This window comes from Pedobacter sp. 01T416_2 (assembly GCF_056398925.1).
This window is the reverse complement of sequence record NZ_JBFTQI010000756.1, coordinates 1-2,812: the sequence shown is the minus strand read 5'-3', so window position 1 is coordinate 2,812 and position 2,812 is coordinate 1. Positions and strand designations below refer to the sequence as shown.

Below are 2,812 nucleotides of genomic sequence, written 5' to 3'. Positions count from 1 at the left end.
GATTAAAAAGGTTAATCCATAAACCCTAACAATATCTGTAAGTGTTGGCTGCCTGTAAAAACCAGCTATTAGCGGTGCTGCAAAGAACAAAACACCATATACAATGATGCTTCCAAACAGGTTAAAAAAAAATATGGTAGAAAAATCCTTTTGTCCCGCCATCCTTGTGCGGATCAGTGACGATGTTAAGCCGCTATCCATTAAGGAATTACCAACAGCGATAAAAATAGAGAGCATTGCAATTAAGCCAAATTCTGCAGGACTTAATAAGCGGGCCAATATGATGGTAACGAACAGGTTTATGAATTTAACACTAAACTGCTGTCCGATCGACCATATAATGCCCGATCGCGCTTTATATGTTAAACTCATGACCTTACAATCGAACGGTTTCTAATGATTGTGGCAATACTGCTTTTATATCGTACACCACACATTCCGGTTTACGCAATGCTGTGATATTTAAACTATTAAAAGCTTCGTGCGCTACTGCCAGTATAATTCCATCGTACTTTCTGGTTTTTGATGAGCCATTTTCGCAGATAATGCCATAGTTATGCTTGGCTTGATCAGCATTTGCCCAGGGATCGTGAATGGTTACTTTAACTTTGTATTCTTCTAACCGCCTTACAATATCAATTACTTTGGTATTGCGTACATCAGGACAGTTTTCTTTAAAGGTAAAGCCCAACACCAGCACTTCTGCTCCCACAATATGGATGTTTTTAGCGATCATTTTTTTTATGATCTGATCAGCCACATATTTACCCATTCCATCGTTTACACGTCGTCCGGCTAAAATAATTTCGGGGTGATAGCCAGCTTCCTGTGCTTTTTGAGCCAAATAATATGGATCTACGCCAATACAATGTCCACCAACCAAACCTGGTTTAAAATTCAGGAAATTCCATTTGGTTCCGGCTGCCGCTAAAACCTCAGAAGTATCGATACCGATCTGGTTAAAAATCATGGCTAGTTCATTTACAAAAGCAATATTGATATCGCGCTGGGCGTTTTCAATTACTTTTGCTGCTTCCGCTACTTTAATAGACGAAGCTTTATAAGTTCCGGCAGTAATTACCGAACGATACAGCGCATCTATTTTTTCTGCAGCTTCGGGAGTAGAACCTGATGTGATTTTTAAGATATTGGCAACAGTATGTTGTTTATCTCCAGGATTAATACGCTCTGGAGAATAACCAGCAAAAAAATCTTTATTGAAAACCAAACCAGATCCTTTTTCTAAAATGGGTACACATTCGTCTTCAGTTACACCAGGATATACGGTTGATTCGTAAACCACTATATCTCCCTTCTTTAAAACCTTAGCCACAACTGAACTCGCTTTAATTAAAGGTGTTAAATCTGGCCTGTTATTTTTATCAACAGGCGTTGGTACTGTAACAATGTAAACCGACGAGCTGCGTAATTTTTCGATTTCATTGGTACAGTACAGGCCTTTTAAAGTTGTGCATTCGAAGGTTAAAACCTCATTCAATTCTGATTCATTAACTTCCAATGTATTGTCGTATCCAGCTTTTAATTCTGCTATCCTGCTCTGGTTAATATCAAAGCCAAATACCTTGTATTTTTTTGCAAACTCTACTGCCAACGGTAAGCCAACGTAGCCAAGACCAATTACCGTCATTTTCAGATTATCTTCAGCGTTATACATAATGTTGTTGCGTATTTACAGTTAATGTTAAGTTGCTTATTGGCACTCTGGTAACTAAAGCACAGTCTAAATGATCGAATGACATTAAAACATGCTTACCTTGAATCTGGATCACCTCTCCTTCCTGATTATGGAAGAGACCATTACTGATCCGAACACGGTCTCCTTTGGAAACACCGGTTAAACTCACTACATCTACATCATTGTAGGTATCCATAATGTGTTTCAACTTTTCAATCTCACTATCCCGAACCACTGCAGGTTTACCCATGTAATTAATAAAGTTTAAAACACCTAGTGTATACCTGATTTTGTAACCTTCACGCTCATCAATTTTCACAAATACATATCCGGTAAAAAGCGGAAGACTAACTATTTTCTTTCTATCGGCCCATTGATTTTCTACATTACGTACAGGGCAAAAAGATTCGAAACCTTGCTCTTGCAGCAAACGGTCAACTTTTTTCTCCCAACGTGGGCGAGTATAGATCACAAACCATTTTTTTGCGAACGAGGGCTTGATGTTAATTGTAGATTCCATTTTTTTGATGAGGTTATAGTTTTATTTTTTAGGTAATTTGATACAGCTTCGCTATATCACTTACATGACTATTATTGGTTAATTGTTTAAATTGTAGGAACCGGTTAATTGTAATTAGTATTTCCGACTAACCAATTAACCGCTTTACACAGTTAACCTGTTTAAACACTATTCTAAATTTGTTTGCTCACTGGATACAGCTTCGCTATATCACTTACATGACAATTTTTATTTTCAAATGTTATTTTGCTTTTTGGGCAAAAGGGCAATCTAATTGAGAGTTGTTTGCAAGCTGCTAATGCCTTTAATCGATGCACAGTTTATGCATCTAGGCCTTATTGTTTGTAAACAGAATTAAATCGTTTGGGGACGTTTATTTGGTAAAGGGTATTGGTATTCTCTCTTAAAAACCGGCTAACTTTAGTTTGCCATGGCATAACCGTAACCACCGTAGCTGTATTTCTGGCTTTTCTCCCGTTTGGCATCGTTAAAAACAACCATCGGATTTTTAAGCTTATTGTTTTCGCAAATATCTTTCAATATGGCGAGCTGGTATTTATTGGTGTAATTATACCGCACCAGGTAAATGCTTACAT

Annotated in this window: 3 protein-coding genes; all 3 read right to left on the bottom strand. The window is 37.5% G+C overall.

Annotated features, from left to right (window positions below):
* Positions 1–372: oligosaccharide flippase family protein (locus AC1DPQ_RS23620; RefSeq protein WP_477611058.1), on the bottom strand; the 372-nt coding region annotated here is incomplete at its 3' end.
* 4 nt (positions 373–376) lie between these two features.
* A complete protein-coding gene (locus tag AC1DPQ_RS23615) occupies positions 377–1,675 on the bottom strand; it encodes a nucleotide sugar dehydrogenase (protein ID WP_477584689.1) in 1,299 nt (432 codons plus the stop codon).
* Positions 1,668–2,216: a UpxY family transcription antiterminator gene (locus AC1DPQ_RS23610; RefSeq protein WP_029276571.1), complete on the bottom strand. Its 549-nt coding sequence runs from the start codon at positions 2,214–2,216 to the stop codon at positions 1,668–1,670. Before AC1DPQ_RS23610 ends, AC1DPQ_RS23615 begins: the two co-directional genes overlap by 8 nt.
* Positions 2,217–2,812: the final 596 nt, after the last annotated feature.